Consider the following 25,181-nt stretch of genomic DNA (forward strand, 5'->3'; position numbering starts at 1 on the left):
TTTTATTAGGAAATTTTAATATAGCACCCGCCACAAATAAAAAGTCGCGTAAGACTCCCAATTTGTCCAATTTGATGCAAATTCTTTTATTTCATTTTTAGTCGGTTTCTTTTCGGAACCTGTTATAAATTTAATTGCATTATGCAAACCAACATCATCAATTGGAAAAGCTGAAGGGAATCGTAAACAACGCATCAAAACATAGTGAGCTGTCCATGGCCCTATACCGCGAATGCTAGTTAATTGTTTTTCAGCTTGCTTCACATCTTGTATTTGTAATAGAGATTCTTTTGATAATTTACCTTCTGTAATGAGCTGCGCGACGTCAATTAAGTATTCGCACTTTCTTGTAGTCATTTTTAATGTTGCGAGATCTTCTACATCTAAATTTGCTATTACTTCAGGTGATGGGAATATCCAATGTTTTCTACCGTTCCAATCTACATAATCGCCAAAATTTTCGACTAATCTTCTTTTTAGAGTATAGGCATATGTGAGGTTGATTTGTTGACCTAGAATCCCCCAGCATAGTGCTTCAAATAAATCCGGAATTCCCAAAGTACGAAGACCGTAAAATTCTTTAATGGGTTTTTGAAGGAGTGGGTCGTGTTTAGCTAATTTATAGAAGGGAGCTAAATCAGTAGTTAAATCAAACCACTCTTTTACATAGTTAGATACGGCATCGTGTGCCCATTTTTCAGAGACATATGATGCTCCTAAAAAACGTATTTGAATATTACTATTGGCATTCAAACCAATTTCAACTAATGGATTTATGTTTTGAACAGGAATGACTTTATAGATTTTATTGTTTTCAATATGAAACATACATTCATTTTTAGAACGCGATAGATAGCGTAAGTTTTCTTGAAAACTAAATTCTTTTGGAACTACTAAAGTCAATGCGCTATTATATTCTGCTGTCATATGAATTCCACCGGTAACTTTTCTAATGTAAGCAATTCTTTCTTCATTTCTAATCCGCCTCTAAAACCAGTTAGTTTTCCATCTTTTCCTATAACGCGATGGCAAGGAATTGTAATAAGAAGTGGGTTGGCAGCAATAGCAGAAGCAACGGCACGTACAGCTGTAGGTTTTTGAATTCTTTCTGCAATTTCTGAATAAGAATATGTTTTTCCATAAGGAATTTCACGTACCGTATTCCAAACAGATAATTGAAATTCAGTTCCGTAAGCATCAATAGGGAATGTAAAAGTTTCTCGCTTGTTTTCTAAATACTCGATAACTTCTTTCGTATATGTTAGCAGGTAATCTGGATTGTGAGTCAATATATGCTGTGGCAGTTTTTTTCTAGCCCACAAATTTAGTTCTTCAAAGTTTTCGTCTTGAGATCCAATGAAACATAGTCCATTTTCAGTTGCAGCAATATGCAAGCACCAATTTTTATGTGTAATTAGCGCCCAATATATAGATTTATTTTTATAGGAATTCATTATTGTATCCCTCTTTCATTTCGTTCTTTTTTCGATATTCAGTAGGAGTAAATCCGGTTTTCTTTTTAAATAAAGTTGCGAAATACTCCGAGTTTTCTATCCCGACAGCAATACTAATTTCCTTAACGGATTGATTTGTATGTGAAAGATATTCTGCCGCTTTTTTAATTCTGAATTGCTGTATATATTCTATTGGACTAATCCCTACAATTTTCTTGAAAGTGCGTTGTAGATGATAAGGGCTACCATGGCATATTTCTGCGAGTAAGTCGAGGGTTAGCACGTCACAATAATGTTTTTGGATATATTCTTTAATTTGCTCTACCCATTCTTCATTAGGTAAAGTTAGCCCGTTTGGTTTACAACGTTTACACGGACGAAAATTTTCATGTAATGCTTGCTCTGCCTTAAGAAAAATACGTACATTGTTTTTATTCGGTATTCTCGATTTACATGATGGTCGGCAAAAAATACCGGTTGATTTTACAGCGTAAAAGAATTTGTCATCATATGTGGAGTCATTATGAATAATTGCTTGCCAATACTCATTTGTTACTGTGAACTCTTCATTATGCACAGAACATCACCTCTGGCATTAGTATAACCTGAATAAAGTACGTATGTACGTATTTACGAATGTAAGAGCAAGATTACAAAGCTGAAACTATGATAGGGTATCTATTTTGTGTTAGCATGAAAATTGAAAATGCACATCAAGAGGAGGAACATAGATGAAGTTGATTTCATGGAATGTAAATGGTTTGCGAGCAGTTATTGCAAAAGGTGGATTTCTAGAATATCTAGAAGAATCTAATGCAGATATATTTTGTTTACAGGAAATTAAATTACAAAGTGGACAAATTGATTTAAATCCCGAGGGATATTATACATATTGGAATTATGCTGTGAAAAAAGGCTACTCAGGAACGGCTATTTTCACGAAAAAAGAACCGATTTCTGTTACATATGGTTTAGGGATTGAAGAGCATGATCAAGAAGGACGAGTTATTACGTTAGAATTTGAAGATTTTTATATGATAACGTTATATACACCAAACTCCAAACGTGGATTAGAACGCTTAGATTACAGAATGAAATGGGAAGATGATTTCAGGGCCTATATTAAACGATTAAATGAAAAGAAATCAGTTGTTTTTTGCGGAGATTTAAACGTCGCACATAAAGAAATAGATTTAAAAAATCCAAAAAGTAACCGTAAAAACCCTGGATTCTCTGATGAGGAGAGGGAGAAGTTTACACGTACTTTAGAAGAAGGATTTGTTGATACGTATCGCTACCTTTATCCTGATCAGGAAGGAGCATATTCGTGGTGGTCGTATCGTATGGGAGCGAGAGCAAAAAATATTGGATGGCGTTTAGATTATTTTGTTGTCTCGGAAAGAATGAAAGACAAAATAACAGAGGCGAAAATTAACAGTGAAATAATGGGATCAGACCATTGTCCAGTTGAATTACATATAAATTTCTAAAAATAGAAGTATCTCGCTAATAATAGGCGGATACTTCTTTTTAATTCAGTTTGTTAAAATTTTTCAAATCATTCTTGAAATAATTGCATATTAAATATATACTTAGTAACGATAATCATTATCATTGAAAAAGGTTATCGATGGATGAAGTGTAAAAGAATTATAGTTTAGGGGAAGTGAATGAGAATGAGTTCCGGATAAAATTATTAATCTAATGAAATATATGTTTGGGACAAGTTTCATGTAGTTAAGTTTTCATATAAAAATAATCTATTTACAAGTTTTGAGAGGAGATATATAAAGATGAACAAGAAGTTATTTACATTAGGGATAGTTACAGTTTTAAGTGTTGGTTTAGCAGCATGTAATAGTGCAGACAAAACTTCTGGGGAACAAAAACAACAGACAAAGGCTACGGAAACGAAAAAAGACGAAAAGCGAAAGATTACATATTTAGGTAAAGAATATACATTACCAGCAAAAGTAGATAAAATTGCGACAGCTAGTTTAGAGTCAATGGAAGATGCGGCAGTACTTGGAATTAAACCGGTAGGTGCAATTACTGTAGGTGGTAAATTACCAAAGTATCTTGAAAAAGAATTAGAGGGTGCAAAATCTGTGGGTGAAAAAATGCAACCTAATTTTGAAACATTACTTCAATTAAAACCGGATGTTATTACATCTAGTACGAAATTCCCAGCAGAAACAGCTGAAAAGTTTACGAAAGTAGCTCCGACGTTCCCGGTATCACACGTTTCAACAGATTGGGAAGATAACTTAAAGTTAATGGGAGAATTAACTGGTAAAAAAGATAAAGCAGAAAAAATTATTAAAGATTACAATGCGGACGCTGAAAAAGCAAAAGCAAAATTAGGAGATAAGTTAAAAGACAAAAAAGTACTTGTAATTAGACTAAGAGCAAATGAATTATTCCTATATCCAGAAGGAGTATACTTCAACCCTGTAATTTATAAAGATCTTGGACTAACTGCTCCAGAACAACTTAAAACTGTAAAAGCACAAGAGAAAATTTCATTTGAAAAACTTGCTGAACTTAACCCAGATTATGTTTTCTTACAATATGAGGCAAGTGAAAATAAAAACCCGAAAGTGCTAGAAGAAATTGAAAGCAATCCAATTTGGCAAAGTATGAATGCTGCGAAAGAAAAGAAAGTATTTGTAAACGTTGTAGATCCAATGGCCCAAGGTGGCACAGCTTGGAGTAAAACAGCATTCTTAAAAGAAGCAGTGAAAAATTTATCTAAATAATACAATAAGTAAGGTGCGTTGAATGATATGCAGAAAACGAATGCGGTACCAGTAACCATTTTATGTATAGCACCCATATTGATTTTATTTACAGTTATACTTTCTGTTTTATATGGGGCGAAAAACATTGATGCTGAAACAGTGTGGAATGCTTTATTTCATTTTGATTCAAGCGATGTAAATCATAATATTATTATTACTTCACGTTTACCAAGGGTAGTTGCAGCTCTTTTAGTCGGAGCATTTCTAGCCATATCAGGAGCACTTATGCAGGGGATGACAAGAAACTATCTTGCATCCCCTTCTATTATGGGTGTGACGGATGGTGCAGCCTTTGTTATTACACTTTGTATGATTTTTCTTCCGGGAATGTCATCGATTGGTATGGTTTTATGTTCAATGATTGGCTCTGCACTAGGAGCCGGTATAGTGTTTGGTTTTGGCTCACTCCTTCAAAATGGCTTATCCCCTGTTAGATTAGCAATTATAGGGACAGTTATTGGAACATTTTTAAGTAGTGTATCGGCTGCGATGGCTTCATATTTCCAAATTTCTCAAAATGTTAGTTTTTGGTTTAATGCAAAGTTAGATCAAGTGGACCCTAATATCATTAAAATCACGATACCATTTGGGATAATTGGTATAATTTTAGCACTATTAATATCAAAATCTATTACCATTCTTTCTTTAGGAGAAGAAGTTTCTATTAATCTAGGTCAGCGTACAAAACTAGTTAAAGCGATGGCAATTTTATCAGTTATTTTTTTAACAGGAACAGCAGTTGCTTTAGTGGGGAAAGTTGGTTTTGTAGGTTTAATTATTCCACACATTACGCGCTTTATAATTGGGGTAGATTATAAGTGGATTTTGCCTTGCGCAGGCGTTATTGGTGGAGTTTTCTTAGCATTATGTGACATTTTAAGTAGATTTGTAAACTATCCATTTGAAACACCAATTGGAGTCGTTACTTCCTTAATTGGAATTCCTTTCTTCCTTTATTTAATCCGTAAAAGAGGAGGAGAGAGACATGCTTAAAAGTTCAAGTCAACGTTTTGGAATGACAATGGGGATTAGTATATTTTTAATATTATGTGCTATTTATATTAGTTTAACGAATGGTACGTTTGATATTACGATTACAGATGTATTTAAAACACTCTTTAGAATAGATCCAGTACCAGACCACGATTTAGTTATTTTTGAGTTTCGCCTTCCGCGCATTGTAATTGCTGGATTAGTAGGATTAGGCCTCGGTGTTGCGGGTGCTGTAATTCAAGGGATTACGAGAAATGGATTGGCGGACCCAGGTATTTTAGGAGTGAATGCCGGAGCAGGTACAGCCATCGTAATTTTCATGTTCTTCTTTCAAGGGCAATTAAAGAGCACAGACTGGGTTTCTATTATGATGATGCCGATGTTTGGTTTAGTCGGTGGGCTAGGAGCCGCTATAATAATTTATCTGTTTTCTTGGAAAAACGGTAAGTTAGACTCGCAACGTCTTTTATTAACAGGGATTGCAATTGGATCTGGATTTGGAGCGTTTTCTATGTATTTATCGCTCAAAATGAAGTCAACTGATTTCGAGATGGCTGCAGTTTGGGTGTCTGGAAGCATATATAGTACAAACTGGAAGTATATTGTTGCTATGTTACCGTGGCTTATCATTTTAATTCCACTTATACAAAAGAAAGCTTATTTATTAGATTTATTTCAATTGGAAGAAACGAGTATTACAAGTTTAGGTGTTGCAGTAGAACGAGAGAAATCCATTTTACTATTAAGTAGTATCGGACTTGTGAGTGCATGTGTTGCTGTTTCAGGAAGTATTGGTTTCATTGGATTAATGGCACCGCATATAGCGAAAAGGCTCGTCGGTATTCAGCATAAATATATAATTCCTACGTGTGGAGTAATCGGAATGTTCCTTGTAATAGCTTCAGACTTTATTGCAAAAACAGTTTTCACCCCTGTAGAGTTACCTGTTGGAATCGTTATTTCTATTGTCGGTGTACCGTATTTCTTATATTTACTTTATAAGGCGAAAGCGTAAGAGGAGGAATAAAAGTGAGTATTTTAAGTGCAAAAAATTTAGAAACGAGTTATGAAAAGCTTACAGTGTTTCGCGATTTAAATGTGGAAATACAAGAAGGAAAAGTAACGACAATTATAGGACCAAACGGGTGCGGGAAATCGACATTGTTAAAAACAATGGGAAGAATTTTAAAGCAAAAGAGCGGTAAAGTATATTTGCAAGGACAGGATTTAAATACAATTCCAACGAAAGAAATTGCGAAGCAGTTAGCTTTACTTCCGCAAACTCCAATTGCACCAGGAGAGCTTAAAGTAGAAGAGTTAATTTCTTATGGACGCTATCCACATCGAAATAACGTAAATAAGTTAACTTCAAAAGATAAAGAAATGATTGATTGGGCATTAGAAATAACGAAAACTTCTGAATTTCGAACGAGACAAATTGCAAATTTATCAGGTGGTCAACGACAGAAGGTATGGCTAGCGATGGCTTTAGCACAAGAGACAGAAGTGTTGCTATTAGATGAGCCAACTACATATCTTGATATGTCTCATCAATTAGATGTATTACAAATTGTGGAGAAGTTAAATAAAGAACATAATTGTACGGTCGTTATGGTATTACATGATATTAACCATGCAGCAAGGTTTTCAGATGAAATTATTGCAATGAAGGAAGGGGAAATCGTTACAACTGGTAGCCCAGAAGAAATAATTACAAATGAAGTGTTAAAAGAAGTATTTCATATTGATGCACGTGTCATGATTGATCCGTATAATGGGTCTCCTGTTTGTTTCGGTTACGATAGCGTTGTATCTCAAGAAGAGAAAGTAGAAATATATGTAACGAGTTAAGAAGGGGGGATGTAAGATGAATACTACTATTGAAAAACAGCAGGTTATTACATTTAATACAGAACAGTGGAAAATGTATTCAAAATTAGAAGGTAAAGAATATCAAATTCATATTTCAAAGCCGAGGCAGCCAGCACCAGAGTCAGGATATCCTGTTATATACGTATTAGATGGCAATGCCTTTTTTCAAACATTCCATGAAGCGGTTAAAATACAATCAGTTAGAGCAGAGAAAACAGGTGTTTCACCAGCTATTATAGTAGGTATTGGTTATCGTATTGAAGGGGCATTTTCAGGAGAAGAAAGATGTTATGATTTTACGCCTAGCGTAATTTCAAAAGATGCACCTTTAAAACCAGGTGGCAAACCGTGGCCTAAAACAGGAGGAGCACATAACTTCTTTACTTTTATAGAAGAAGAACTGAAGCCTCAAATCGAAAATGATTTTGAGATTGATAAAGGAAAACAAACGTTATTTGGGCATTCGCTAGGTGGTTTATTTGCTTTACATATACTATTTACAAACGTAAATGCCTTTCAAAATTATTTTATTAGTAGTCCATCTATTTGGTGGAATAACCAATCTGTGCTTGAAAAAGAAGAGAATCTTATAAGTGAATTAAATAGTGCCAAGTTTGAAACGGGAGTGTTCCTTACAGTTGGGGCACTAGAACGAGAGCATATGGTTGTAGGGGCAAACGAATTATCAGAGCGCCTTCTCCAAGTAACACATGATAAACTTAAATTTAAGTTTTATGAAGCGGAAGGGGAGAATCACGCATCTGTTGTCCCAACGTCTTTAAGTAAAGGATTGCGATTTATTAGTCAAGTGTAGAAGACGTATATGAAAAAAGGTAAGCAATTGCTTACCTTTTTTCATTATTGTTTTATTGCCACGTACCCATCAATTAAAAAGCTAGTGAAAAAACGAGTGATTTGAGTAAAGCCACATTCCTCCATGATAGTTAGTAAATCTGTTTCAGAAATAGGAAACATTTCTTTTTCAAAAGAATTTTCAAATCGTTCCCAATCTTTTAATGGAATTTGATTTTGCATCATATGGTTGCGCCAAGCATTTAATTGTGCAGAAAACATACTTGTATGGGGTATACCATTTATTGAAGAGAGAAAGAATGGAGCACCGGGCTTTAAGCGACTACTAATTTCATTAAGTAACTCTTTTTTCCCCTTCATAGTTGGGATGAAGTGCAGAACAAGCATACAGGTGGCAGCGTCAAATAATGGATTGGTTAATAATGAATGAACAGTTCCATGTACAAAGTGAATTTGATTTTGTATGCCTGCGTTTTCAATTCTTTTTTTAGCTAACTGTAGCATGCTTTCAGATGGATCAACACCTGTAAAATAAAAATTGCTATTTTGTTTGCCTATTGAGAGGATTTCTTGTCCACCACCAGCACCTATAATTAGTAACTTTGGATTCATATTTTCTTTAGGGAGTGTAGTAAATAAGAAATGATTCATCATTTCATATAGGGTAAAATATCCAGGGATTTTCAACGGAATTGTTCGTTCATACGTATGTACAGTACAATCATTCCAGCTCATTTTTTAACCTCCTCTTTTACAATAAAGTTTCACTTTATTATGAAATGAAATGGTTAGAGGAAACAATCCCATAAATCTGGGGGGAATAAAGATGATTTATGAACAGGCAACGAAAGAAATAACAGTGTTAATGAAAAGCGAGAGCTCAACTAGACAATTCCAAAAAGGGTTTTTAAATATATTAAAAAAGTTAATTCCATTTGATGCTTCCTGCTTCACCGCTATAGACCCACGCACATTTTTATCAACCGGGGCATATACAGATCGAATAATTGAACAGCTGCATTCGCTGTTATTTATGAATGAATTTTTAGAGGATGATTACAACAAATTTAAAGATTTAGCACGAAAGGCCCCCCATGTTGGCGCGATACGTATTGTCACAAATGATAATCCGATAAAAAGCGCTAGGTATCGAAATATTTTAAAACCAGCCGGTTTTATAGATGAAGTAAGAGTGGTTTGTATGAGTAAAGGAAAATGTTTTGGACACTTAAGTTTGTTTCGAGATAATACAAGAGTATCTTTTCAACAAAATGAATGTGAGTATTTATCAAAAATAAGCTCTATTGTGGGAGATACATTAAGAAAATCATTTATAACATGTTCAGAGGAACAAGTGGAAGTAGTAGGAACGGGTACGATTATATTAAATGAAAAATTTGACCTACTATATTGGGATCAAAATGGAAAGGCGTGGCTATCCACTCTTAGAACATATGAACAATTGAATGAAGATGACGTTCCAAGGCCAATACGTGCGGTTTGTTCAAGAGTGAAAGCCAACGAATCTAATAGGGAAGCAGCAGATGAAGGGGAAATGGTAGGTATTGGTTTATCTTGTGGACAATTTTTAGTTATTCGCGCGAGTAGGTTAGAAGGTTACGGTAGTTGTAATGATGGCTATATAGTTTTGTTTGAAAGAGCGAGGCCGGAAGAAGTTTTTCCCCTTATTGCAGATTCTTATAGTCTTTCTCAAAGAGAGAAGCAAGTGATAGTAGGGATTGTTAGAGGAATGTCAACAAAAGACGTGGCGGAAGAATTGCATATTTCTACGTATACAGTTCAAGATCATTTTAAATCCATTTTTGAAAAGGTAGGGGTATGTAGTAGAAATGAACTTATATGGGAGGTTTTTTCGAAGTTTTGTTTTTCTAAAGAGAAGTAATAATAGAAAAGAATCCAAAGTCATGTAGGATTCTTTTTTTATAATTTTTTTAGGATAACCGAAAACATTCAAATGAACATTTGAATGTTTTCGGTTAATAAGGTATACTGTATACATAATCAAATATATACTTGAATAAGAGGTGTTACTTATGAAAGAAGAACATTGTGAACTTTGTTATCACGATGAGCAAAAAGTAAAGCATGCAAGTGACATGTTGGAGAAAGAAAATATAAGTAGTGTAGCGAAAATGTTTAAGGCACTTGCAGATGAAACACGTTTGAAAATTGCTTATGCGCTGTATACGGAAAATGAGCTTTGCGTACGAGATGTCGCAAGTATTATTCATAGCAGTATTGCAACGGCATCGCATCATTTAAGACTATTACAAACAATAGGATTAGCGAAAAAGCGTAAAGAAGGGAAACTTGTTTTTTATTCATTAGATGACTCTCACGTAAATGGATTAATTGAATTAGCGTTTAGTCATAGTAGTGAAATGAACAAGAAAGAACTTGATATGTAATCATGCATTTTCATAAAGATACTTCTTTATGAAAATGCAACTTTAAAAGGAGAGGAGATAATAAGTATGGTAAAGCTAGTTTTAATACGGCACGGACAAAGTGAATGGAATGTTGAAAATCGGTTTACAGGTTGGACGGATGTAGACTTATCAAATGCTGGTCTTCGAGAAGCAAGAGAAGCTGGAGAGATTTTGAAAGCCGATGGATTCTCATTCGATATAGCATATACATCTGTTTTAAAAAGTGCGATGCGTACTTTGTGGATTACTCTTGAGGAAATGGATTTGATGTGGATACCTATTCATAAAACCTGGAAATTAAATGAGAGACATTACGGTGCACTTCAAGGATTAAATAAAGAAGAAACAGCGAGAAAATATGGTGATGAGAGAGTAACTTTATGGAGACGTTCAACAAATGTACGCCCACCAGCTCTTACAAAAGATGATGAGAGATATGAAGCGGCACATCCGAAGTATAGAGATTTAAAAGAAAATAAGTTTCCCCTTACAGAAAATCTAGAAGATACAGAAAAACGAGTTGTTTCATATTGGGATGAAGAAATAGTCCCTAATTTAAAAGATGGAAAAAAAGTGATTATTGCAGCGCATGGAAATACAATACGAGCTTTAGTAAAACATTTAGATCAAATTTCAGATGAAGATATAGAATATGTAAACATTCCAACAGGAACACCATTAGTTTATGAATTAGATAACGATTTAAAACCGATATGTCATTATTATTTAAGGGGAAAAGGAGAAGTGATAGAAAGAAAAATAGTGTAAAATAATCATTTCTATATACCCTACCTTAGTATTGTATGAGATTAATGGAGGTAACAAATATTGTTACATTATACTGTTGTAAATAAAGAAACTTGTGAATCATGTGGATTATGCCGCTCTATAGCACCAGATATATATCAATTGGATTGTAAAAGTAAAGCATTTGGTGCATTAGATCACAATGAAGGAATAATTGGAATTCCAACTACATTTTTGAATGCAATGGTGGCAGCATATGAAAGTTGTCCGACAAATTCGATTCGAGTAGGAAAAGAGTCGTTTGAAAATCAAAAATTAGAAAATGGTATGAGAATGGATTAAAGCCGCGTTTCTATATTAATAAAAGCAATAGACAGATAGAAGTGGTGAATTTCAGAACAAATGTTAATAGATTAATAAAAGGAGGAATTTATATGAGACATCATCACGGTCACCAACATCATGGGCATTCCCACGGACATCATCATTTTGAAGAGAGTAGAGAAGGGAATAAGAAAGGTTTAATTACGGCATTAGTAATTACGGCAATTATTATGTTTCTTGAATTTTTTGGAGGACTAGTTACAAATAGTTTAGCCTTATTATCTGATTCAGGACATATGTTAAGTGATACAAGTTCGTTATTATTAAGTTTAATTGCCATTGGATTAGCAGCTAGAACAGTTACTTCTACAAAAACGTATGGATATTATCGTTTTGAAATTTTAGCTGCATTAATTAATGGAATTACCTTATTTGTTGTGGCGGGACTTATCGTGTGGGAAGCAATCGGAAGGTTTTTTGAACCACCAACTGTAGCGAGTGGTCCAATGATGTTAATCGCATCAATTGGTTTACTAGCGAATTTAATTAGTGCAGGGGCTCTTATGAGACAAGGTGATGTGAAAAATAACGTCAATTTACGTAGCGCATATTTACATGTTCTTGGAGATGCTTTAGGTTCAGTTGGTGCGTTAGTAGCTGGTGCACTTATGTCTTTATTTTCATGGTATATTGCAGATCCAATTATCTCAGTAATTGTAGCGCTATTAATTTTAAAGAGTGCATGGGGAGTAACAAAACATTCCATTCATATACTTATGGAGGGTACACCTGTTTCAATTGAGATAGAACAAGTTAAGCAAGCTATTAAAGAAGTAGAGGGTGTACGTGATATACACGATCTCCACATTTGGACAATTACATCAGGATTAGATGCATTAAGTGTCCATGTAATGATCGATAAAAAACAGGACGATCAAGAAGTGCTTCAAAATATTATTACTATGTTAAAACAGGAGTTCCATATTGAACACGCTACAATTCAAATTGAAACGCTTAAGATTAAGCATAGTGAAATGGTCATTTAATAAAATTGAACAAAAAGGCTATGGAGGAAATTCTCCATAGCCTTTTTGTTCACGTAAGTAGAATTGTCCTTTTTGAACGTTTTGTTTCAACTTTTCATCTAAAGAGACAAAAAATTGTCACAATTCCGTCACAATTAGCATAAACATAAAATAGACGAAATGAACTTACTTCCAAAAGGGCTTGGTTAATTCAATTTATGATTAGTAAAGCTGAAAAAGCGCGGATTTAAAGTTCACTATATTCTCAAGGAGGTAGATCGTATGAAAACTATTCTTGCTATCGCTGGGCTTATTTGGGTTTTATCACATGGCATTCCAATTTATGAAGGAGAACAAATTCGCAGTGCTCTGAATAAAAATTTTAATGAATATCATATCATTGATCGGCAAGATAATGTTGTGACAGTTCGTGTAAATGACTGTTTTCATACGGTAACCGTTGAAGGAACTTCAGTAGTGAATGATACAAAAGTATGTGACCAGCAATAATTATATATAGGAAGAAAAAAGCCTTGATTTAAATGTGTGAAGATTGAGGCTTTTATATTTGTAGGCGAATAATAAGTGGGGAATGGACAATCCCCGCTTATTATTGTTTCATTTTATCCCGCATTAGCTACCCGTAAAAGCTCGATTGGTGAGGGGTGATTAAAGTTTCACTTTATTGAGTTTTGATGGGAGATGAAATGTTTTTTTGAAAAAAAGAAAGGGTATCATATTAATTGAGACTGAGAAGCTAATGATGTGTTAAGAATAATCATAAAGCGAAAATATACTCATATGGGGTATCCTACATAGATATTTGATGATATAATTGGTATACTCATAAAAGCAATTGTTTTATTGGATGAAGAGAAACTTTAAGAAGGTGATAATATGGATCATAAGGACCATGAATCAGTAACACATAGATCAGAAAAAGAAAAAGAACAAATTATAAATAGATTAAAGAGAATTGAAGGCCAAGTCCGTGGTATTCAAAATATGATTGAAAATGATCGTTATTGCGTGGATATTTTAGTTCAAATTTCTGCGATTAATGCAGCGATGAAAAAAGTAGGAATGGGTGTCTTAAAAAATCATACGAGTCATTGTGTTTCAGGAGCTATTAAAAATGGTAATGGTGACGAAGCAATTGAAGAATTAATGACAGTATTTGAACGTTTTTCAAAAGCATAAAAGCCAAGCTAGTATTTGACTAGCTTGGCTTTTGTTTATATAGGAGAAGATATATAAATTCATAATTGGAGCAAAAAAATAAAGATTTTAGAAAAAAATAAAAATCATGATACAAAACCATTGATTACCTTAGGGGGGTATGGTAAGATGTAGTTGTGATTAATAAACAATGAATAAACAAGAGGAGGATTTTAAATGGAACAGTTAACATTAAAAGTTGAGGGTATGTCTTGTGGGCATTGTGTAAATTCTATTGAAAGTAATGTGAAAGAACTAAACGGCGTTGAACAAGTAAAAGTTCAATTAGCAGAAGGAACTGTTGAAGTTACTATCGACTCATCAGTTGTAACGTTAAAAGATATCGTTGCTGTAATTGAAGATCAAGGCTATGAAATTCAATAATAATTTTTAATATAGAAATAAATCGTACTTTATATGGAGTACGATTTATTTTGCTAAAAATTATACCTTATAAGGGTATATAGAGGTGAGAGACATGAATGAACAAAAAGAGGCCAATCTCCAAATATCAGGCATGACATGTGCAGCCTGTGCAAATAGAATTGAAAAAGGCCTGAAAAAAGTAGAAGGTGTTCATGATGCAAATGTAAATTTTGCACTTGAAAAAACAAAAATAATGTATGATCCCCATAAAACAAATCCACAACAATTTAAGGAAAAAGTTGAGTCGCTAGGATATGGAATTGTAAGTGATAAAGCTGAGTTTACTGTTTCAGGGATGACATGCGCAGCATGTGCGAATAGAGTAGAAAAGCGTTTAAATAAGTTAGAAGGTGTGAACGGAGCGACAGTAAATTTCGCTTTGGAATCAGCTACAGTAGATTTTAATCCTGATGAAATTAATGTAAATGAAATGAAGAGTGCAATCACGAAATTAGGATATAAATTGGAAGTGAAATCAGATGAGCAAGATGGATCAACTGATCATCGCTTACAAGAAATTGAACGACAAAAGAAGAAATTTATCATTTCGTTTATTTTATCATTCCCGTTATTGTGGGCAATGGTGAGCCACTTCTCATTTACATCGTTTATTTATTTACCTGATGTGCTTATGAACCCTTGGGTGCAGCTAGCTCTTGCAACTCCGGTTCAGTTTATCATTGGAGGCCAGTTTTATATTGGTGCTTATAAAGCGCTACGCAATAAAAGTGCAAACATGGATGTTCTTGTGGCACTTGGAACGTCCGCAGCTTATTTCTATAGTGTGTATTTAAGTATTAGGTCGATTGGTTCTTCAGAACATATGACAGATTTATATTTTGAAACGAGTGCGGTACTTATTACTTTAATTATTTTAGGTAAATTATTTGAGGCGAGAGCAAAAGGGCGTTCATCAGAAGCTATTAAAAAGTTGATGGGACTACAAGCGAAAACTGCCACAGTTGTGCGAGATGGAACAGAGATGAAAATTTTAATCGAAGAAGTGGTAGCTGGTGATGTTGTCTATGTTAAACCTGGTGAAAAAATCCCAGTAGATGGAGAAATTGTAGAAGGAAAATCAGCGATAGATGAATCGATGTTAACAGGCGAGAGTATTCCAGTTGATAAAACAATTGGGGATGTAGTAATTGGCTCTACAATGAATAAAAATGGATTTTTAAAAGTTAAAGCAACTAAGGTAGGAAGAGATACTGCATTAGCTCAAATTATTAAAGTAGTAGAAGAGGCTCAAGGTTCAAAAGCTCCTATTCAAAGGGTAGCTGATCAAATTTCTGGTATTTTCGTACCAGTTGTAGTTGTAATTGCTATTATCACATTTGCAGTGTGGATGCTATTTGTTACACCTGGTGATTTTGGCGGAGCACTTGAGAAAATGATAGCAGTACTTGTTATCGCTTGTCCGTGTGCATTAGGTCTTGCGACACCTACATCTATTATGGCTGGATCAGGAAGATCGGCTGAGTATGGCATTTTATTTAAAGGCGGGGAGCATTTAGAAGCAACCCACCGATTAGATACAGTTATTCTAGATAAAACAGGTACTGTGACAAATGGGAAGCCGGTGTTAACAGATGTAATTGTAGCAGATGGATTCCATGAAGAAGAAATACTACGTTTAGTAGGTGCGGCAGAAAAAAATTCTGAACACCCACTTGCAGAAGCGATTGTAGAAGGAATTAAAGAAAAGAAAATTGTTATCCCAAGTTCAGAAACATTTGAAGCGATTCCTGGATTCGGCATCGAATCAGTTGTAGAAGGGAAACAATTATTAATTGGTACACGTCGATTAATGAAGAAATTCGATATTGATATTGAAGAAGTTTCTAAATCGATGGAAGCGCTAGAACGAGAAGGAAAAACAGCAATGCTTATTGCGATTAATAAAGAATATGCTGGTATAGTGGCTGTTGCGGATACTGTAAAAGATACTTCAAAAGCAGCTATCGCAAGACTTAAGAAAATGGGTCTAGACGTTGTTATGATTACAGGAGATAATACACAAACTGCTCAGGCAATCGCTAAGCAAGTTGGTATTGATCACGTAATTGCAGAAGTATTACCAGAAGGAAAAGCAGAAGAAGTGAAAAAACTGCAAGCGCAAGGTAAGAAAGTAGCAATGGTTGGAGATGGAATAAATGATGCTCCTGCACTGGCTACGGCGGATATCGGTATGGCAATTGGAACCGGAACGGATGTAGCGATGGAAGCGGCAGATATTACGTTAATCCGTGGTGATTTAAATAGTATTGCTGATGCAATTTTTATGAGTAAAATGACGATTAGAAATATTAAGCAAAATCTATTCTGGGCGTTAGCTTATAACGGCCTAGGAATTCCAATTGCGGCGCTCGGTTTCTTAGCACCTTGGGTTGCAGGTGCAGCAATGGCATTTAGCTCTGTATCAGTCGTATTAAATGCATTAAGATTACAAAGAGTTAAATTGAAATCTTAAACACTTTCAGCTATAAAGCGAATTTAATATGCTTTTTTACAATAAACAATACTTTGTATAAGTATTGTTTATTGTTCGTTTAGAAGGAAAAGTCGATATAATATAGAAAGAGCAGAAGTAGAATCATATATAGTGGAAGAAACTGCTTCGAAAATAAACACGAAATAATTATCCGGATAACCGAAATAAAAGAGTTAGTTTGATAAGGAGTTTTACATATGTTTAAAGATATTAAAATTAGAACATTCCAGAAAGAGGATTTAGAGCAAGTATTACAATTGTTCTATGAAACGGTTCATACGGTGAATGCAAAAGATTATAACGAGTTACAGCTACAGGCGTGGGCCCCAGAGCGACTAGATAGAGAGAGATGGCTACAGTCTTTAGAAAAGAATATTTGTTACGTTGCTGATTATAAAGGTGTGATAGTGGGATTTGGGGATTATAATGATGATCATTACGTAGATCGCTTATTTACGCATAAAGATTATCAAGGACAAAGGATAGCATCATACATACTACAGAAGTTAGAAAAAGAAGCAGTGAACTTGCAGCATAGGGATATATATACAGAGGCGAGTATTACAGCAAAACCTTTCTTTGAAAGCAAAGGTTTTATTTGCATAAAGGAACAAAATAAGCAGCATAATGGTCAGATTTTTATTAATTATGTCATGAAAAATAGCCTTCTCATAAATGAGAAGGCTATTTTTCATTATTTTACAGCTTCTTTTAGTTCTTTACCAGCTTTAAAAGCAGGTACTTTAGAAGCTGCGATTTGCATTTCTTCACCCGTTTGTGGGTTACGGCCTGTACGAGCAGCTCTTTCACGAACTTCGAATGTACCGAATCCGATAAGTTGTACTTTTTCGCCAGCAGCTAAAGAGTTAGTGATTGATTCTACTACAGTTTGTAAAACTACAGTAGCTTCTTTTTGAGAAATCTCAGCGTTTTGTGCTACGTTTTTAATTAATTCTGTCTTATTCATGTTTTTCACCTCATATGTAAATAATGCTATTTAAGTTGTTATTATAACGTATAAAACATTCGAGAACAAGTGTACGTACATATATTCGCAAAAAAAATGAAATTTGTAATATTTTTTAGGACCAATTTATAGACATTCAATTTAAGCGGATACAGATTTTTTCTTTAATGCAGTTTGCTCTTTATTGGAAGGTAGTTTCTTATTATAAGATATGAAATAAGGTAATGCTACAAATAACATACCCCCTACTAAGTTTCCGAAGAAAACAAAAATGAAGTTTGGAAAATATTCAACCCAAGTTAAATGACCAGAAAAAATTGCAGCTGGGATGACAAACATATTGGCTACAACGTGTTGAAATCCAATCGCAACAAAAGTCATAACAGGGAACCAAATACCGACAATCTTTCCGATAAATTCTTTACTTCCCATACTGAGCCAAACAGCTAAACAAACGAGCCAATTACACCCGATTGCAGAAATGAAGGCTTGCAGTGGTGTATCTTGTAGTTTAGCTTGTGCAATAGAAACTGTTTTTGCTAAAAAAGCTCCCTCCGTTAAGCCGACGATATGACCAAAAAAATAAGCGACGAATATAGCACCTATGAAGTTGCTAAACGTAACAATAACTAAATTTCGTATGAAGTGAAATAAGTCGATTTTTTTGTGAAGCCATGCCATTGAAACGGTCATCATGTTGCCAGTTACTAATTCACCGCCTGCAAAGATAACGAGTATAAGACCGATAGGGAATACGGCAGCACCTAAAAAGCTAGTAAATGATCCCCAAGATTTTGGCATTGTTCCGATAACATGGATATCAAGTAAATATCCTAATGCTATGAAAGCACCACCAAAAAAACCGAGAATTAGCATAGGGAGCAATGATAAATGAGCTTTTTTTCTTCCAGAATTAGCAGCAAGTTCCGTAATTTCTTCTGGTGTAAATACAGACATGAATAATCTCTCCTCAATAAAATGATAGAATGAATAGAAGGAACATTTTAAAGAATCTATGTATGATAAAAATATGATATGACTTCTGTATAAATTTGTCAAAGTGAATGGGGATGAAATTGGATATAACGAACATTGTTCATGTTGTCACATTAATGTAACAATAAGGATTTAAAGTGATTTTAGAGGTGAAAACATGAATACGCATCATGTAAAAAAAGAACGAAAAAAATCAATCGTAAAGATATTTATTATTAGTTTCATAAGTATATTAATGATACCAGTAAGTTTGTATTTCTATGCGACTGAAATAGAAAGAAGACTAGTAACAGTTACGTGGAATGAAATAGAAGCTCCTACAATTCCTAAAGAGTTTAATAATAAAAAAATATTGCAGTTCTCAGATGTACATTTAGGACCAGATTTTACATTGAAACAACTAGAAAATTTGGTGGAGAAGATGAATGAATTACATCCAGATATAGTAGTTTTTACAGGAGATTTAATAGATAAGTTTGGATCCTATAGTGCGGAAAGAGAAGAAGCAAAGGTTATTTTGCAGAAAATTACAGCTCCCCTAGGAAAATATGCTGTGTTTGGGAATCATGATAGAGGTGGGGGCGGTAGTTTATTTTACAAAAAGTATATGGAGGAAGCTGGTTTTTCTGTGTTAGTAAATGAAGTGCAGAAAATTAAAGCGGAAAACGGCAAGTATATTACAATATCAGGTTTGGATGATTTTTTATTAGGGAAGCCACAAATAGACTCGACTTTAAAAAACTTAAGACAACAAGATTTCAATATGCTATTAATACATGAGCCGGATGTTGTAGATAAAGTATCTCGTTATCCAGTCGATTTTCAAATGTCAGGACATAGTCACGGAGGACAAGTTCAAATTCCTTTTGTAGGTCCTTTAATTACTACAAAACTAGCTGAGAGTCATGTTGAAGGTATGTATGAATTAGAAGGGAAGAGTAAGCTGTTACATTTATACGTAAATCGTGGTATTGGGACAACCCGAATGCCTGTTAGATTTTTGAGTGTACCGGAACTTTCACTATTTGTATTGAAGCAAAGTAGTGACTGAAGTAGAACGTTTAATATTTTGAAGAATTAAGAGTACTTTTAAAGAAAGTTCTCTTTTTTTATTGATTAAATACAGAATATTATGTATTTTTTATTTAAACTGTTAAAAAGAAAGGGGAATTTCTATGATAGAAACATGGCATAAAGAATTGGAAAGTTTATATAATCAAATGGTTTCGTGGCGAAGAGATTTTCATCAATACCCAGAGCTATCGTTTCAAGAAATAGAAACACCGAAAAAATAGCTGAAATTTTAAAAAGTTTTCATATTGATGTGAAAACAGATGTCGGGGGAAGAGGGGTAATCGGCGTAATTGAAGGTGGAATACCTGGGAAGACGATGGCGCTACGTGCTGATTTTGATGCACTACCTATTCAAGATGAAAAGAGAGTTTCATATAAATCAAAGGTTCCTGGTGTAATGCACGCTTGTGGCCATGATGGACATACAGCAACACTTTTAGGAGTTGCAAAAATATTAAGTGATAACAGAGACCAACTTTCAGGAAAAATAGTCCTTATTCATCAACATGCAGAAGAGAAAGAGCCTGGCGGAGCAATTGCCATGATTGAGGATGGTTGTTTAGAAGGAGTAGATGTTGTTTTTGGTACACATTTATCTTCTCAGATGCCTTTAGGAATTGTTGGAACGAAAGCTGGAGCAATGATGGCGGCAGCTGATACTTTTGAAGTGAAGATTCAAGGGCGAGGCGGTCACGGCGGTATGCCACATCATACTGTAGATGCTATTATCGTTGCAACACAAGTTATTAATCAGTTGCAACTTTTAGTGAGTAGAAAAGTCGATCCACTTCAATCAGCAGTTTTAACAGTTGGTACATTCCATGCCGGGCAAGCCGATAATATTATTGCGGATACTGCTACGTTTACAGGAACCATTCGAACGTTAGATCCTGAAGTGAGAGAATATATGGAGAAGGAATTTAGACGAGTTGTTGAGGGGATTTGTCAGTCCCTTCATGCTGAAGTTAATATTCAATATAAACGAGGCTATCCAATATTAATAAATCATGTAGCTGAAACACGTCATTTTATGACGGTTGCGGAACACGATCTTGGCAAAGAAAGGGTCATGGAAGTACCACCTATTATGGGCGGAGAAGATTTTGCATACTACTTAGAACATGTTCCAGGAGCATTTTTCTTCACAGGTGCCGGTAATGAAGAAATAGGGGCAACATATCCACACCATCATCCTCAATTCGATTTTGATGAACGTGCGATGTTGGTTGGTGGGAAGTTGCTTTTAAGTCTTGTGAATAGTTATTCAAGAGATGGAAAAGGATTTCTTCATCATGTAGAAGTGAAAAAGTAATTTACATAAATAAAAAACAACAATAGGTCATATAAAACCTATTGTTGTTTTTTATTATTTTTGCAAGGAAAGACTATCAAAATATGTTCTATAGTTATTAGAGAATTCAAAGTTGTTTTTTGCATCCCAATTAATAGACCAAGACATTAGGCCACGGAATGCAGGATAGCCACTCTGACTTGAAAGTTTATACTTTCCTCCGAAAGGAATTCCTTTAATGATATAATCTAAAGCTTTTTTCATTTCAGTTGGAGAAATATATCCGCCACTTGGAGCGGCCGCTGGTGCTGCAGGAAGTCCAATCATGACTTGATCCGAACGAAGAGGCGGGAAAATGTTATTTGCATTACCACCTACAGGAAAACCATGTAAGAGCATATCTGCCATAGCGACTTCGTAGTCTGCAGTACCTTGATTGTAGTTATTACCGTCCATTCCAATCCCGCTACCAGCGTTGTAGTGTTGAACGTGAATGTATGTTAGTTTGTCTTTCACTCCGTAAATAATCGGTAAATATGCACCCCAGATGCTTCCATATGCGCTATAGCCGCCTTGAACATAAGCTGTTTCAGGAGCCATGCTTAATAGAAAATTTGGACCATAATGATCTGAGATTGTCCGAATAGCCGAAATAAGATTTACGATTTGAGGAGTCGTTGGGTTTTTGAAATTAGTGTCATTACCGTTTAAGTAAATTCCTGATTCAAGGTCAATATCTATTCCATCAAAACCGTATTTATCAATTAGAGATTGTATGGAATTAATAAAACGTTGCTTAGCGGCATTATCAGGAAGTAAAACGACCCCATTTTGTCCACCTATTGAAAGAACTACTTTCTTTCCTTTACTTTTTAAATAAGCAATATCTGATTTGAATTCTGCATCTGTACCATACACAGGAGAAAATTCAACAGTGGAACGATCACCACCAGTTTCACCGAAAGATACATTGAGTACATCCCATTTTGGTGAAACGTCTCTTAATTTAATAATGCCAGTACCGTTATCAAAGTTATGCCAGTATCCAACGAGTAATTTTGATCCTAAATTGTTTGCTGCTTGTGCTTGAAAGGGAGCTAGCGGTAGCAGTAAGAAAATTACTAAAGTACAACAAATGAATTTGAACTTGTTTAACATATCAACACTCCTATACAAAAAGTTGTCTAGATGTATAATCTTGTTTATTTAATGATATCTGAAAATTCATTCTCTTGTAAGGTGACTATAATTTTCTCAACAATTGTGTATGGGAAATTATTAAACCTAATGAAATAATTTTTGAAGGAGGTCGAATTACGATTGTTAAATTCAGAATATTTTGATATATTTTAAAGTATATGATAAGATTTTTCACATAATACTCTTACATAAATTTCAAAATTAAGTTTGGAAGGGGATGTACAAGAGTTGGATAAAAATCTTAAGAAAGACCTCAAAATACGCCACATTACAATGATTTCCATTGGTGGCGTAATAGGAGCTGGTTTGTTTGTTGGAAGTGGTGCGGTTGTGCATTCAGCAGGTCCAGGTTCTATCGTTTCATATGCATTAGCAGGACTTCTAGTTATTTTCGTTATGAGAATGCTAGGAGAAATGGCAGCTATTAATCCGACAAGTGGTTCATTTGCAACATATGCAAGAGAGGCAATTGGTCCATGGGCAGGTTATACAATTGGGTGGCTATATTGGTTTTTCTGGGTAATTGTTATTGCAATAGAAGCTACAGCAGGTGCTGGTATTATTCAATACTGGATTCCAGAAATCCCACTCTGGTTATTAAGCTTAATATTAACGATTTTATTAACGTTGACGAATGTTTTCTCGGTGAAATCATTTGGAGAATTTGAATATTGGTTTTCATTTATTAAAGTAATAAGTATTGTTTTGTTCCTTTGTCTTGGACTAGCTGTTATTTTAGGATTTGTACCAGGAACGGAAGCACCTGGCACTTCGAATTTGGTAGGTCAAGGAGGATTTATGCCAAATGGTATAAGTTCGGTGTTACTTGGAATCACCGTCGTTATATTTTCATTTATGGGATCTGAGATTGTTGCAGTGGCCGCTGGAGAGTCTGCCGAACCTGTAAAGGCAGTCAAAACAGCAACAAATAGTGTAATTTGGCGTATTCTCGTATTTTTCATTGGATCGATCGCTGTAGTTGTTACACTCCTTCCGTGGAATTCGGCGAACATACTAAAAAGCCCATTTGTGGCGGTACTGGAACATATAGGGATACCAGCGGCAGCGCAAATTATGAATTTTATCGTTTTAACAGCTGTACTTTCTTGTTTAAATTCGGGTTTATATACGAACTCAAGAATGCTTTTTTCAATGGCAGAAAGAGGAGATGCGCCAAAGGCATTTTTGAAATTGAATAGTAGTGGTGTTCCAGTTCGGGCGGTTTTATTTGGAACTTTCTTTGCTTACATTGGAGTTGTTTTTAGTTACATATCTCCAGATAAAGTATTTTTATTTTTAGTGAATGCATCTGGCGGGATTGCGTTACTCGTTTATCTCGTTATAGCAGTTTCACATTTCAAGATACGTAAAAAAATGGGGAAAGCGGAACAACAAAATTTGAAAGTGAAAATGTGGCTTTTTCCATATGTAACATATGTTACAATTGCTGCGATTATAGCAGTTTTAGTTGCCATGCTCGCAATTGAATCTTTACGTTCACAAGCGCTTTTAACAATGCTTGTTACTGTTCTTATAATAATTTCTTATTTTATTTTTAATAGAAATAAAAATAGTACATTGTTGAATCCTAAAAGTAAGAATGAGGAATCTGTTCGATTCTAATTTCTTGTTTTAGAAGAGAGTTACACCCAATCATTGCTATAAAAGAATCATATATAATCATAGAAACAAGTAATTACTATTGTCATAGTGAATATAAACTTTTTTCTTGACTTTTTATATGAAGGCGAGCAAAATGGTAAAAAAGGAAGGGGGGATGACGATGGAAGAGTACGTATTAGAGCTGTATAACTTTTTATATACGACAGAATGGCAAGATATTGTTTCATTTCTAGGAATAATGTTTTGTATGAAAATTGTAATTGTATATATGGAAGAGCAAGGTATGTTCTATTCCTTCTCATCTCCGTTCGATGTGCAGCGCGAGCCGTTGCCAAACTATGCCAAGGTAAATTACGAACAATTTCCTTTTGTGATTTTCTTTATGATTCGATTTATAACAGCAATTGTAAAGAAAAAGGAAAGTGACGATGAAGAGTGCCACTCAACTTGTAATATAGCGACTGCTTTTTAAGCTAAATACAAGGAGGAGATTTATATGTGGTTTCGATTTCTTATGATTGGTTTCTTTTCATTAACAGCAATTTCATTAATGGGATATCAAGTGTCTGAAATATATCAAGCGTATAGCAGTACGTTTTTTAACAAAAACTAATCGCATTGCTATTTGAAGAATAAAGCGATAAAATCCTTCTTAAGAAGTATTGTTAAGAAGGTTTTTTTCTTTGCCCTGTCTTACTGTGTCAAACTATTGTCACATTTACACTGTGAATAATATGTTAAAATAGTGAGGTTACGTATACATATTTGAAGGAAGAGGAGTGACCATTTTGGTGGATCAATCAACGAATCAGAAAAGCTATGCTCCTATTGTGATAACGCTTTCTGTAATTGTGAATGCGATTATTTTATTTTTGTTCTTTGGACCTGTTGGCTATGAAGGAGAAGTACATTTTGATGTAACAATTTTACCAATGTTAAATGCAATTTTTAATAGCTTTACGTTCGTATTCTTATTAGCAGCTTTATACTCTATTATTAAGAAGAATGTGAAAATGCACCGTGGTTTCATCCTAGCAGCATTTACAACGACGTTGCTATTTTGTGTTTCTTATTTATCGTATCATTACTTGGCGCCAGCAACACATTTTGGCGGAGAAGGATTCATTAAATATGTGTATTTCATCATTTTAATTACACATATTATCCTTGCAGCAATTATTGTACCGCTTGCATTGTTTGCACTTGTGTTTGGTTTTACGAATCAATTAACACGTCACCGTAAAATTGTACGTTGGACGATGCCGATTTGGTTATATGTAAGTTTATCTGGTGTTATTGTTTACTTAATGATCTCACCTTATTATCAATAAAAAAAATCTCAGCCTGTAGGCTGGGATTTTTTTATTAGGCAAATATTTTTGTGAAATGAAAAAATTGTGGTATACAAAAGTA

26 protein-coding genes and 2 pseudogenes are annotated in these 25,181 nt (G+C 34.5%); 21 read left to right on the forward strand and 7 right to left on the reverse strand.

What is annotated here, in order from left to right; genetic code table 11:
- Nucleotides 1-15: 15 nt before the first annotated feature.
- The 3 genes from BG05_RS13210 to BG05_RS13220 are packed head-to-tail and all read right to left on the reverse strand — an operon-like array spanning nucleotide 16 to nucleotide 2,031.
- Nucleotides 16-927, reverse strand: coding sequence for a DNA-3-methyladenine glycosylase family protein (locus BG05_RS13210; RefSeq protein WP_002185103.1), 912 nt, complete (start codon nucleotides 925-927; stop codon nucleotides 16-18).
- The gene (locus BG05_RS13215) at nucleotides 924-1,454 is read right to left on the reverse strand and encodes a methylated-DNA--[protein]-cysteine S-methyltransferase (RefSeq protein ID WP_002185104.1); all 531 of its coding nucleotides are present in this window, start codon (nucleotides 1,452-1,454) and stop codon (nucleotides 924-926) included. Before BG05_RS13215 ends, BG05_RS13210 begins: the two co-directional genes overlap by 4 nt.
- The gene (locus BG05_RS13220) at nucleotides 1,441-2,031 is read right to left on the reverse strand and encodes a bifunctional transcriptional activator/DNA repair enzyme AdaA (protein ID WP_003191058.1); all 591 of its coding nucleotides are present in this window, start codon (nucleotides 2,029-2,031) and stop codon (nucleotides 1,441-1,443) included. Before BG05_RS13220 ends, BG05_RS13215 begins: the two co-directional genes overlap by 14 nt.
- A gap of 154 nt (nucleotides 2,032-2,185) precedes the next feature.
- On the opposite strand from BG05_RS13220, the gene BG05_RS13225 reads away from it, so the two are divergent.
- From BG05_RS13225 to BG05_RS13250, 6 genes are all read left to right on the forward strand, one after another.
- The gene (locus BG05_RS13225; RefSeq protein WP_002185106.1) at nucleotides 2,186-2,944 is read left to right on the forward strand and encodes an exodeoxyribonuclease III; all 759 of its coding nucleotides are present in this window, start codon (nucleotides 2,186-2,188) and stop codon (nucleotides 2,942-2,944) included.
- A gap of 303 nt (nucleotides 2,945-3,247) precedes the next feature.
- Nucleotides 3,248-4,213 (forward strand): iron-hydroxamate ABC transporter substrate-binding protein, encoded by a 966-nt coding sequence (locus BG05_RS13230; RefSeq protein ID WP_003191059.1) that lies wholly within the window; start codon nucleotides 3,248-3,250, stop codon nucleotides 4,211-4,213.
- Nucleotides 4,214-4,240: 27 nt separating this feature from the next.
- On the forward strand, nucleotides 4,241-5,248 hold the full coding sequence (locus BG05_RS13235; RefSeq protein WP_016127435.1) for a FecCD family ABC transporter permease: 1,008 nt from the start codon (nucleotides 4,241-4,243) through the stop codon (nucleotides 5,246-5,248).
- The gene (locus tag BG05_RS13240; RefSeq protein ID WP_033734217.1) at nucleotides 5,241-6,263 is read left to right on the forward strand and encodes a FecCD family ABC transporter permease; all 1,023 of its coding nucleotides are present in this window, start codon (nucleotides 5,241-5,243) and stop codon (nucleotides 6,261-6,263) included. The genes BG05_RS13235 and BG05_RS13240 overlap by 8 nt, the downstream gene beginning before the upstream one ends.
- A 14-nt stretch (nucleotides 6,264-6,277) precedes the next feature.
- Nucleotides 6,278-7,099: an ABC transporter ATP-binding protein gene (locus tag BG05_RS13245; protein ID WP_002014663.1), complete on the forward strand. Its 822-nt coding sequence runs from the start codon at nucleotides 6,278-6,280 to the stop codon at nucleotides 7,097-7,099.
- A 16-nt stretch (nucleotides 7,100-7,115) separates the two neighbouring features.
- A complete protein-coding gene (locus BG05_RS13250; RefSeq protein WP_002185109.1) occupies nucleotides 7,116-7,934 on the forward strand; it encodes an alpha/beta hydrolase in 819 nt (272 codons plus the stop codon).
- Nucleotides 7,935-7,978: 44 nt separating this feature from the next.
- Here the strand turns inward: BG05_RS13250 and BG05_RS13255 are convergent, their stop codons facing one another.
- Nucleotides 7,979-8,668 carry a class I SAM-dependent methyltransferase gene (locus BG05_RS13255; RefSeq protein WP_002185110.1) on the reverse strand — a complete coding sequence of 230 codons (690 nt, stop codon included), beginning with the start codon at nucleotides 8,666-8,668 and terminating at the stop codon, nucleotides 7,979-7,981.
- 91 nt (nucleotides 8,669-8,759) lie between these two features.
- Between BG05_RS13255 and BG05_RS13260 the strand changes: the two genes are divergently transcribed.
- The 10 genes and pseudogenes from BG05_RS13260 to BG05_RS13305 form a co-directional block, all read left to right on the forward strand.
- Nucleotides 8,760-9,836, forward strand: a complete 1,077-nt coding sequence (locus tag BG05_RS13260; RefSeq protein WP_002128649.1) for a helix-turn-helix transcriptional regulator — start codon at nucleotides 8,760-8,762, stop codon at nucleotides 9,834-9,836.
- Between the two features lie 151 nt (nucleotides 9,837-9,987).
- Nucleotides 9,988-10,362: an ArsR/SmtB family transcription factor gene (locus BG05_RS13265; protein ID WP_002066747.1), complete on the forward strand. Its 375-nt coding sequence runs from the start codon at nucleotides 9,988-9,990 to the stop codon at nucleotides 10,360-10,362.
- A 66-nt stretch (nucleotides 10,363-10,428) separates the two neighbouring features.
- Nucleotides 10,429-11,151 (forward strand): 2,3-diphosphoglycerate-dependent phosphoglycerate mutase, encoded by a 723-nt coding sequence (gene gpmA / locus BG05_RS13270; RefSeq protein WP_003191068.1) that lies wholly within the window; start codon nucleotides 10,429-10,431, stop codon nucleotides 11,149-11,151.
- A gap of 60 nt (nucleotides 11,152-11,211) precedes the next feature.
- Nucleotides 11,212-11,472, forward strand: a complete 261-nt coding sequence (locus BG05_RS13275) for a ferredoxin (protein WP_002066749.1) — start codon at nucleotides 11,212-11,214, stop codon at nucleotides 11,470-11,472.
- A gap of 92 nt (nucleotides 11,473-11,564) precedes the next feature.
- On the forward strand, nucleotides 11,565-12,500 hold the full coding sequence (locus BG05_RS13280; protein WP_002185116.1) for a cation diffusion facilitator family transporter: 936 nt from the start codon (nucleotides 11,565-11,567) through the stop codon (nucleotides 12,498-12,500).
- Nucleotides 12,501-12,761: 261 nt separating this feature from the next.
- Entirely contained in the window at nucleotides 12,762-12,989 is a 228-nt protein-coding gene (locus BG05_RS13285) for a hypothetical protein (protein WP_000849103.1), read from the forward strand.
- 387 nt (nucleotides 12,990-13,376) lie between these two features.
- The gene (locus BG05_RS13290) at nucleotides 13,377-13,679 is read left to right on the forward strand and encodes a metal-sensing transcriptional repressor (RefSeq protein ID WP_002014668.1); all 303 of its coding nucleotides are present in this window, start codon (nucleotides 13,377-13,379) and stop codon (nucleotides 13,677-13,679) included.
- A 195-nt stretch (nucleotides 13,680-13,874) separates the two neighbouring features.
- Nucleotides 13,875-14,081: a copper chaperone CopZ gene (gene copZ / locus BG05_RS13295; RefSeq protein WP_002033654.1), complete on the forward strand. Its 207-nt coding sequence runs from the start codon at nucleotides 13,875-13,877 to the stop codon at nucleotides 14,079-14,081.
- A gap of 94 nt (nucleotides 14,082-14,175) precedes the next feature.
- Complete coding sequence (locus tag BG05_RS13300; RefSeq protein ID WP_002128640.1) at nucleotides 14,176-16,596, forward strand: heavy metal translocating P-type ATPase; 2,421 nt, start codon at nucleotides 14,176-14,178, stop codon at nucleotides 16,594-16,596.
- A 218-nt stretch (nucleotides 16,597-16,814) separates the two neighbouring features.
- Nucleotides 16,815-17,276, forward strand: a pseudogene (locus BG05_RS13305) (GNAT family N-acetyltransferase); the annotation flags it as partial.
- 35 nt (nucleotides 17,277-17,311) lie between these two features.
- On the opposite strand, the gene BG05_RS13310 reads toward BG05_RS13305, so the two are convergent.
- Entirely contained in the window at nucleotides 17,312-17,584 is a 273-nt protein-coding gene (locus tag BG05_RS13310) for an HU family DNA-binding protein (protein WP_002033657.1), read from the reverse strand.
- 141 nt (nucleotides 17,585-17,725) lie between these two features.
- The gene (locus BG05_RS13315; protein ID WP_002185118.1) at nucleotides 17,726-18,541 is read right to left on the reverse strand and encodes a formate/nitrite transporter family protein; all 816 of its coding nucleotides are present in this window, start codon (nucleotides 18,539-18,541) and stop codon (nucleotides 17,726-17,728) included.
- Nucleotides 18,542-18,737: 196 nt separating this feature from the next.
- Between BG05_RS13315 and BG05_RS13320 the strand changes: the two genes are divergently transcribed.
- Nucleotides 18,738-19,631 (forward strand): metallophosphoesterase, encoded by an 894-nt coding sequence (locus BG05_RS13320; protein ID WP_002167779.1) that lies wholly within the window; start codon nucleotides 18,738-18,740, stop codon nucleotides 19,629-19,631.
- A 124-nt stretch (nucleotides 19,632-19,755) separates the two neighbouring features.
- Nucleotides 19,756-20,966: pseudogene (locus BG05_RS13325) on the forward strand (M20 metallopeptidase family protein).
- 54 nt (nucleotides 20,967-21,020) lie between these two features.
- On the opposite strand, the gene BG05_RS13330 reads toward BG05_RS13325, so the two are convergent.
- Nucleotides 21,021-22,103, reverse strand: a complete 1,083-nt coding sequence (locus BG05_RS13330) for a chitinase (RefSeq protein ID WP_002128633.1) — start codon at nucleotides 22,101-22,103, stop codon at nucleotides 21,021-21,023.
- Between the two features lie 270 nt (nucleotides 22,104-22,373).
- Between BG05_RS13330 and gabP the strand changes: the two genes are divergently transcribed.
- From gabP to BG05_RS13350, 3 genes are all read left to right on the forward strand, one after another.
- Nucleotides 22,374-23,768 carry a GABA permease gene (gabP, locus tag BG05_RS13335; protein ID WP_000360102.1) on the forward strand — a complete coding sequence of 465 codons (1,395 nt, stop codon included), beginning with the start codon at nucleotides 22,374-22,376 and terminating at the stop codon, nucleotides 23,766-23,768.
- 133 nt (nucleotides 23,769-23,901) lie between these two features.
- Nucleotides 23,902-24,240 carry a hypothetical protein gene (locus BG05_RS13340; protein ID WP_078175321.1) on the forward strand — a complete coding sequence of 113 codons (339 nt, stop codon included), beginning with the start codon at nucleotides 23,902-23,904 and terminating at the stop codon, nucleotides 24,238-24,240.
- 316 nt (nucleotides 24,241-24,556) lie between these two features.
- Complete coding sequence (locus tag BG05_RS13350) at nucleotides 24,557-25,099, forward strand: DUF420 domain-containing protein (RefSeq protein ID WP_000228316.1); 543 nt, start codon at nucleotides 24,557-24,559, stop codon at nucleotides 25,097-25,099.
- Nucleotides 25,100-25,181: the final 82 nt, after the last annotated feature.

This window comes from Bacillus mycoides (assembly GCF_000832605.1).
Lineage (GTDB): Bacteria > Bacillota > Bacilli > Bacillales > Bacillaceae_G > Bacillus_A > Bacillus_A mycoides.

What these genes read in the sequence shown, in the direction of transcription:
- BG05_RS13300 (WP_002128640.1), top strand. Translation starts at nt 14,176, where the DNA reads ATGAATGAACAAAAAGAGGCCAATCTCCAAATATCAGGCATGACATGT.
- BG05_RS13225 (WP_002185106.1), top strand. Translation starts at nt 2,186, where the DNA reads ATGAAGTTGATTTCATGGAATGTAAATGGTTTGCGAGCAGTTATTGCA.
- BG05_RS13255 (WP_002185110.1), bottom strand. Translation starts at nt 8,668, where the DNA reads ATGAGCTGGAATGATTGTACTGTACATACGTATGAACGAACAATTCCG.
- BG05_RS13260 (WP_002128649.1), top strand. Translation starts at nt 8,760, where the DNA reads ATGATTTATGAACAGGCAACGAAAGAAATAACAGTGTTAATGAAAAGC.
- BG05_RS13210 (WP_002185103.1), bottom strand. Translation starts at nt 927, where the DNA reads ATGACAGCAGAATATAATAGCGCATTGACTTTAGTAGTTCCAAAAGAA.
- BG05_RS13215 (WP_002185104.1), bottom strand. Translation starts at nt 1,454, where the DNA reads ATGAATTCCTATAAAAATAAATCTATATATTGGGCGCTAATTACACAT.
- BG05_RS13320 (WP_002167779.1), top strand. Translation starts at nt 18,738, where the DNA reads ATGAATACGCATCATGTAAAAAAAGAACGAAAAAAATCAATCGTAAAG.
- BG05_RS13280 (WP_002185116.1), top strand. Translation starts at nt 11,565, where the DNA reads ATGAGACATCATCACGGTCACCAACATCATGGGCATTCCCACGGACAT.
- BG05_RS13310 (WP_002033657.1), bottom strand. Translation starts at nt 17,584, where the DNA reads ATGAATAAGACAGAATTAATTAAAAACGTAGCACAAAACGCTGAGATT.
- BG05_RS13235 (WP_016127435.1), top strand. Translation starts at nt 4,241, where the DNA reads ATGCAGAAAACGAATGCGGTACCAGTAACCATTTTATGTATAGCACCC.
- BG05_RS13330 (WP_002128633.1), bottom strand. Translation starts at nt 22,103, where the DNA reads ATGTTAAACAAGTTCAAATTCATTTGTTGTACTTTAGTAATTTTCTTA.
- BG05_RS13250 (WP_002185109.1), top strand. Translation starts at nt 7,116, where the DNA reads ATGAATACTACTATTGAAAAACAGCAGGTTATTACATTTAATACAGAA.
- BG05_RS13285 (WP_000849103.1), top strand. Translation starts at nt 12,762, where the DNA reads ATGAAAACTATTCTTGCTATCGCTGGGCTTATTTGGGTTTTATCACAT.
- copZ (WP_002033654.1), top strand. Translation starts at nt 13,875, where the DNA reads ATGGAACAGTTAACATTAAAAGTTGAGGGTATGTCTTGTGGGCATTGT.
- BG05_RS13230 (WP_003191059.1), top strand. Translation starts at nt 3,248, where the DNA reads ATGAACAAGAAGTTATTTACATTAGGGATAGTTACAGTTTTAAGTGTT.
- gpmA (WP_003191068.1), top strand. Translation starts at nt 10,429, where the DNA reads ATGGTAAAGCTAGTTTTAATACGGCACGGACAAAGTGAATGGAATGTT.
- BG05_RS13265 (WP_002066747.1), top strand. Translation starts at nt 9,988, where the DNA reads ATGAAAGAAGAACATTGTGAACTTTGTTATCACGATGAGCAAAAAGTA.
- BG05_RS13340 (WP_078175321.1), top strand. Translation starts at nt 23,902, where the DNA reads ATGGTAAAAAAGGAAGGGGGGATGACGATGGAAGAGTACGTATTAGAG.
- BG05_RS13290 (WP_002014668.1), top strand. Translation starts at nt 13,377, where the DNA reads ATGGATCATAAGGACCATGAATCAGTAACACATAGATCAGAAAAAGAA.
- BG05_RS13315 (WP_002185118.1), bottom strand. Translation starts at nt 18,541, where the DNA reads ATGTCTGTATTTACACCAGAAGAAATTACGGAACTTGCTGCTAATTCT.
- BG05_RS13240 (WP_033734217.1), top strand. Translation starts at nt 5,241, where the DNA reads ATGCTTAAAAGTTCAAGTCAACGTTTTGGAATGACAATGGGGATTAGT.